5 protein-coding genes and 1 pseudogene are annotated in these 6,361 nt (G+C 76.2%); 4 read left to right on the top strand and 2 right to left on the bottom strand.

Features of this window, described 5'->3' with window-relative positions; genetic code table 11:
- Positions 1–2 precede the first annotated feature (2 nt).
- The 3 genes from ACFVXK_RS34530 to ACFVXK_RS34540 are packed head-to-tail and all read left to right on the top strand — an operon-like array spanning position 3 to position 2,784.
- Positions 3–911, top strand: a complete 909-nt coding sequence (locus ACFVXK_RS34530; RefSeq protein ID WP_389619959.1) for a RimK family alpha-L-glutamate ligase — start codon at positions 3–5, stop codon at positions 909–911.
- A complete protein-coding gene (locus tag ACFVXK_RS34535; RefSeq protein ID WP_389619962.1) occupies positions 908–1,702 on the top strand; it encodes a RimK family alpha-L-glutamate ligase in 795 nt (264 codons plus the stop codon). The genes ACFVXK_RS34530 and ACFVXK_RS34535 overlap by 4 nt, the downstream gene beginning before the upstream one ends.
- Before the next feature lie 32 nt (positions 1,703–1,734).
- On the top strand, positions 1,735–2,784 hold the full coding sequence (locus tag ACFVXK_RS34540) for a zinc-dependent alcohol dehydrogenase family protein (RefSeq protein WP_389619964.1): 1,050 nt from the start codon (positions 1,735–1,737) through the stop codon (positions 2,782–2,784).
- A 67-nt stretch (positions 2,785–2,851) separates the two neighbouring features.
- On the opposite strand, the gene gap is transcribed toward ACFVXK_RS34540, so the two are convergent.
- Together gap and ACFVXK_RS34550 are read right to left on the bottom strand one after the other, a co-directional pair.
- A complete protein-coding gene (gap, locus tag ACFVXK_RS34545) occupies positions 2,852–3,847 on the bottom strand; it encodes a type I glyceraldehyde-3-phosphate dehydrogenase (RefSeq protein ID WP_389619967.1) in 996 nt (331 codons plus the stop codon).
- Between the two features lie 153 nt (positions 3,848–4,000).
- A complete protein-coding gene (locus tag ACFVXK_RS34550) occupies positions 4,001–4,957 on the bottom strand; it encodes a GlxA family transcriptional regulator (protein ID WP_389619970.1) in 957 nt (318 codons plus the stop codon).
- Between the two features lie 67 nt (positions 4,958–5,024).
- Between ACFVXK_RS34550 and ACFVXK_RS34555 the strand changes: the two are divergent.
- Positions 5,025–6,361: pseudogene (locus tag ACFVXK_RS34555) on the top strand (hypothetical protein); the annotation flags it as partial.

Genomic DNA, 6,361 nt, shown 5'->3' on the forward strand with positions numbered 1-6,361 from the left:
CCATGAGGCTCTGCTTCCTGGTGGAGGAGCACTACCGCCACGACGGCATGCCGAACGAGGTGATCCGTCAGCTGACCGCGTGGGGCCACCGGGTGGACGTCGTGCGGCCCGGCGGCTCGCTGCTGCGCATGACCGACCTGGTGCGGGCCGGCACGCACGACGCCTGGGTGCTCAAGACCGTCTCGGGAGGCCCCGGGCTCACCCTCCTGGAGGCCGCGGCCGCCGCCGGGGTGACCACCGTCAACGACGCCCGGTCGATCCGCGGGGTCCGGGACAAGGCGCTCGCCGCCGCCCTCGGCAGCGCCCGGGGGCTCCCCCTGCCGCCCACGTACGCGGTGGCCCGCCCCGAACTCCTGGCGGAGATACCCGACGAGCTCTACCCGCTCGTGGTCAAACCGGCCGACGGCAGCTCCGGGCGGGGGGTGCACCTGCTGCCCTCGCCGGACCGGCTCGCGGCGCTGCTCCCCGAACTCGCGGGCGAGGGCATGCTCATCGCCCAGCCCTACGTCCCCAACCCGGGCACCGACATCAAGGTGTACTGCGTGAACGGGGAACTGCACGCCACCGAGCGCTGCTCCCCCCTGCACCCCGACCCGGCGGTCCGCGAGCGCCGGGTGCCGCTGCCGGCCGAGGTCGCACAGATCGCCGCCCGGGTGGGCGAGGTCTACGGGCTGGACCTCTACGGGGTGGACGTGCTGCTGGGGCCCGACGGGCCGGTGGTGGTCGACGTCAACGACTTCCCGAGCTTCCGGCAGGTGCCCGACGCGGCGGCCCGGGTGGCCGGGGCCGTCCTGGACCTGGCCCGGGCGGGCGGGCGGACGTCCGCACCGCTGTGCCCCCCGGCCCGGCCGTACCCGCTGCCGGTGGCCATCCCGGCGCAGGCGACGGCACGTGCGGGGGACGGCGCGTGAGGATCGGCCTGATCACCCCGGACCCCGGGCACCCGCTGCTGGCGGCCACCGCCGCCCTGCTCGGCGGACGGCACGAGGTGGAGGTGCTGCACCCCGGGGCGGGCGCCGCCGCGGCCCCCGCCGCGGCCGCCGACGTCTACCTGCTCAAGGCCCGCACCCCGGCGGCGCTGGAACTGGCCCGCGCGCTGGAGGGGGCGGGCGCGCCGGTGCTGAACTCCGCCGCCGCCACAGAGCGCTGCCAGGACCGCACCGGCATGGCCGAACTGGCCCTGGGGGCCGGGCTGCCCTTCGCGGCCACCCGCACGTTCGCCGCGCTGTCGCTGCTGGGGTCCGCCGAGGGCCTCGGGTGGCCGCTGGTGGCCAAGAGCCGGCGCAGCCGCAAGGACGACCTGGTGGTCCGCCTGGAGGGCCCCGGCGGGCTGCGGGAGCTGGAGCCGCGCTGGGGCGCGGAGCCGGTGATCACCCAGGCGTTCGCGCCCAACGACGGCTGGGACCACAAGCTGTGGGTGGTCGGGGACGAGGTATTCGCCGGCCTGCGCCGGTCCGAACTCGCCGACGGCGGCGGGGAGCCGGCCCGGGGCCCGGACCGGCTGCCGGACGGCTGGGCCGCCCTCGCCCTGCGCGTGGGCGAGGTCTTCGGGCTGGACGTGTACGGGGTGGACGTCATCGCGACCGGCGACGGGCCCCTCATCGTCGACGTGAACGCCTTCCCCGGCATCCGCGGCCAGGCCGGCGCCCCCGAGGCGCTGGCGGCCCTGGCCCTGAGGCGGGCCGCCACCGCCGCGCGGTAGCCTGCGGGCCGGACCACAGGAGGGCGGGGGCCATGCGCGCGGTGGTGTTCGAGCGGTACGGGGAACCGGCCGAGGTGCGGGAGGTACCCGATCCGGTACCGGCGGCGGGCGGGGTCGTGGTGCGCGTCGAGGCCACCGGGCTGTGCCGCAGCGACTGGCACGGCTGGATGGGCCACGATCCGGACGTCACCCTGCCGCACGTACCGGGGCACGAACTGGCCGGAGTCGTCGAGGCGGTGGGTCCGGGCGTGGCGGACTGGCGGCCCGGCGACCGGGTGACCGTGCCCTTCGTCTGCGCCTGCGGCACCTGCGCCGACTGCGCGGCCGGGGACCACCAGGTGTGCGCCCGGCAGACCCAGCCCGGGTTCACCCACTGGGGTTCCTTCGCCGAGTACGTGGCCCTGGACCACGCCGACGTGAACCTGGTGGCGGTGCCGGAGGAGCTGTCGTACGCGACCGCGGCCGCCCTGGGGTGCCGCTTCGCCACCGCCTTCCGGGCGGTGGTCGCACAGGGCAGGGTCAGGCCCGGCGAATGGGTCGCCGTGCACGGCTGCGGCGGGGTCGGCCTGTCCGCCGTGATGATCGCGGCTGCCGCCGGGGCCCGGGTGGTGGCCGTCGACACCGCACCCGCGGCCCGCGAGCTGGCCCGGGAGTCCGGGGCGGCGCACTGCGTGGACCCCGCCACCGCCGGGCCGGGCGGGACGGCCGCGGCGGTGCGCGAGCTGACCGGCGGCGGGGCGCACCTCTCACTGGACGCGCTGGGCTCCCCCGCGACCGCGGCCGCCTCGGTGAACGGGCTGAGGCGGCGCGGCCGGCACGTCCAGGTGGGGCTGCTCCCGGCGGCGGCCGGACCGGCGGTGCTGCCGCTGGACCGGCTGATCGGCTGGGAGCTGGAGGTCCTCGGCAGCCACGGCATGGCCGCGCACGCCTATCCCCCGATGCTGGAACTGGTCCGCTCGGGCGCCCTGCGCCCGGACCTGCTGGTCACCTCGGCGATCCCGCTGGACGCGGCCCCGGCGGCGCTGGCCGCGATGGGCACGGCGCCGGGACGCGGGATGACCGTGATCCTGCCCCGGGGCTGACGTGGACCCGCCCCGGGGCTGACGTGGACCCGCCCCGGTCCTGGACGGAGGACCGGGGCGGGGGGTCTCAGCCCGCGAGCAGGGTGAGGGTGTCGATCACGCGGTTCGAGAAGCCCCACTCGTTGTCGTACCAGGCGACCACCTTGACGTGGCGGCCCTCGACGCGGGTGAGCTCCGAGTCGAAGATCGAGGAGGCGGGGTTGCCGGTGATGTCGGAGGAGACCAGCGGGTCCTCGGAGTACTCCAGCACCCCGGCCAGCGGGCCCTCGGCGGCGGCGCGGTAGGCCGCCAGCACCTCGTCGCGGGTGACGTCGCGGGAGACCGTCGTGTTCAGCTCGACGATGGAGCCGACCGGGACGGGCACGCGGATCGAGTCGCCCGACAGCTTCCCGTCGAGGTTCGGCAGCACGAGGCCGATCGCCTTGGCGGCGCCGGTCGTGGTCGGCACGATGTTCACGGCGGCGGCGCGGGCCCGGCGCGGGTCGCGGTGCGGGCCGTCCTGGAGGGCCTGCTCCTGGGTGTAGGCGTGCACCGTGGTCATGAACCCGTGCTCGATGCCGGCCAGTTCGTCGAGGACGGCGGCCAGCGGCGCGAGCGCGTTCGTCGTGCACGAGGCGTTCGAGACGATGGTGTGCAGCTCGGGGTCGTAGGCGTCGGTGTTCACGCCGTAGGCGAGCGTCACGTCCGCGCCGTCCGAGGGGGCGCTGACGAGCACCTTCTTCGCGCCCGCCTTGATGTGGGCGCGGGCGGCCTCCGCGGAGGTGAAGCGGCCGGTGGCCTCCAGCACGATGTCGACGCCGAGTTCGGCCCAGGGCAGCTGCTCCGGCTCGCGCTCGGCGAGGACCGCGATGCGCCGGCCGTCGACCACGAGGGTGGTGCCGTCGACGGTCACCGGGCGGCCGAGGCGGCCGGCCGTGGAGTCGTAGGCGAGCAGCCGCGCGAGGGTGGCCGGCTCGGTGAGGTCGTTGACGGCCACGACCTCCAGGTCGCTGTCGCGTTCGAGCAGCGCGCGCAGCACGTTGCGTCCGATGCGGCCGAATCCGTTGATGGCGATGCGAGTCATGAGCGGTGTCCCCTTCTGTTCGCCCCCAGGTTCGCCCGCGCCGCCCGTCCGTGACAGTGGCGAGATCGCCACGGTTCGAAAGTATCTCGCCAACCGCCAACCGCCCGCCGCCCGCCGCCCGCCGCCCGCCGGCCCCGGACGGCACGGCGCGGGCTACTCGCCCCGGGTGAAGGTGCGCCGGTACTCGGTCGGGGTGGTGCCGAGGATCCGCTGGAAGTGCAGGCGCAGGTTGGCGCCGGTGCCCAGGCCCACGTCGGCGGCGATCTGTTCGACGCTCCGCTCGGAGCGCTCCAGCAGCTCGCGGGCGACGTCGACCCGGGCCCGCATGATCCACTGCATCGGCGTGTACCCGGTGTCCTGGGCGAAGCGCCGCGAGAACGTACGGGGCGACACGGCCGCGTGCTGGGCGAGGGCTTCGAGGGTCAGGGGCTCGCCCAGCCGGTGCAGCGCCCACTCGCGGGTGGCGGAGAACCGCTCCCCGAGCGGCTCCGGCACGCTGCGCGGCAGGTACTGCGCCTGGCCGCCGCTGCGGTAGGGGGCCGCCACCAGCCGCCGGGCGGTGTGGTTGGCGGCGGCCACGCCGAGGTCGCGGCGCAGGATGTGCAGGCACAGGTCGATGCCCGAGGCGGCGCCGGCCGAGGTCAGGACGCTGCCCTCGTCCACGAACAGCACGTTCTCGTCGAGCCGGACGAGGGGGTGTTTCGCCGTCAGCGCCCGTGTGTAGTGCCAGTGCGTGGTGGCCCGTTTGCCGTCGAGCAGGCCGGTGGCGGCGAGCGCGAAGGCCCCCGTCGAGATGGCGGCGAGGCGGGCGCCCCGGCCGTGGGCCGCGGTCAGCGCCTCGACCACGGCGCGCGGCGGGTCCTCGCGGTCGGGGAAGCGGTAGCCGGGGACGAAGACGATGTCGGCCCACTCCAGCGCCTCCAGCCCGTGGGTGACGTGGTACGAGAGGCCGTCGCCGCCGGTGACCAGCCCGGGGGCCGCGCCGCACACCCGGACCTCGTACGGCATGCTCGCGCGGGTGCTGAAGACCTGCGCGGGGATCCCGACGTCGAGCGGCTTGGCCCCTTCGAGGACGAGGACGGCGACGCGGTGGAGACGGGATCGGGGCACGTCGCAGAGCGTACGCGGGCGGGAAACCCGTGTGCGTGCGGCGGGGCGGGTCTGGGAGCATGCGCGAATGGCACACCCTCTCGAATCCCTGGTCGTCCGGCACACCCTCCGCGTCCCGGCCCCATCGGGTCCGGCCGGGCAGGGCGGCACGGCCGCGCGGCAGTTCGACGCCGCGCTGCTGTCCGTCGGTTTCAAGCTCTCGGCCCCGCTGCTGGAGCGCCTGTCGGGGCTCGCGGAGGAGACGGTCGTGGAAACCGCTTCGCGCACGCTGGCCACCGTCCGCGAGATGACCGGCGACCACGTCGTGCACAACGTGTACTTCAAGGACTTCCCGGCCGGCGTGCCGGACACGTTCGACTTCTGGATGGGTTGCGTCCGTGAGGCCCTCGCCGACGCCGACGCGCGCCCGGGGACCCTCGCGCAGCTGAGCACGGGCGTCCTCGACCTGCTGACCCTCCCCTCGTACGGCAACTACCGGCACACCTACGAGGAGATGCTCGGCGCGCACGAGGAGCTGATCGCCGCCGCCGGGGACCGGATGACGGTGCTGCACCCGGGCGGCCCGGCCGAGGAGGAGGTGAGCGCCCTCTACCTGGCCCTGGCGGGCAGCGGCACGCCGCTGGGCGAGGAGGGGCTGCGGGACCTCGCGCTGCTCGCCGGGCACTGCGCCGACGGCCCGCAGCCGCCGGAGATCCCGGTCCGCGAGAACCGCGCCGTGGTCAACCGGGCCCGGCTCGCCCTCGGTGCGGAGCTGCTGGTGGACACCGTCACCGACGTGCTCCGGCTGGCCTGCGCCCTGTCGGACGGGGACGTGACGCTCACGGAGCCGACCCGGCTGAAGTCCCTGTCCCGGCCGGTGCGGCGGGCCCTGCTGGCGGCCCTGGACGCGGTCGTCGCCGGCTCCCCCGCCAAGCTCGCCGACGTCCTCGCGCACCGCGAGGAGTTCAAGCGGCTCGGCGAGCGGCTCCACCCGCACGAGTACCCGCACCGGCCGCACGCCGCGCAGGTGTTCGCCGTGGCCCGGGGCGAGCTGGCGGCCCGGACCCTGGAGAGCCGGGCCGAGGAACTCCTCGGCGCCGGTGAGACCGCGGGCGCGGCGCGGCTGCTGGCGGCGGCCGCGCCCGGCCGGCTGCTGCGCTCCGTGGACCGGCTGCTGCGCGCCTGCGCGGGCCCCGAGGAGCGCGGGGCGGTCGCGGCGGCCGCCGAGGAGGCCCTCCCGCAGGTGTCCGGCCGGGTCCTGCTGTCGGTGCGCGAGCACCTCCACCACCGGACCGGCGGTCCGGTGGCCCGCCGGGTCTTCGTCAACCGCCGCGGCAGCGCCTGGGTCGGCGCCGACACCCGCGCGCCCCTGCCGGCGGAAGAGGCCGGGCGGCTGATCGCGGCCCTGGACGCGGAGGTGGGGCG

Source organism: Streptomyces sp. NPDC058157 (assembly GCF_042884105.1).
Lineage (GTDB): Bacteria > Actinomycetota > Actinomycetes > Streptomycetales > Streptomycetaceae > Streptomyces.

Coding starts and splice junctions, on each gene's coding strand:
- ACFVXK_RS34530 (WP_389619959.1), top strand. CDS start 3: ATGAGGCTCTGCTTCCTGGTGGAGGAGCACTACCGCCACGACGGCATG.
- ACFVXK_RS34540 (WP_389619964.1), top strand. CDS start 1,735: ATGCGCGCGGTGGTGTTCGAGCGGTACGGGGAACCGGCCGAGGTGCGG.
- gap (WP_389619967.1), bottom strand. CDS start 3,847: ATGACTCGCATCGCCATCAACGGATTCGGCCGCATCGGACGCAACGTG.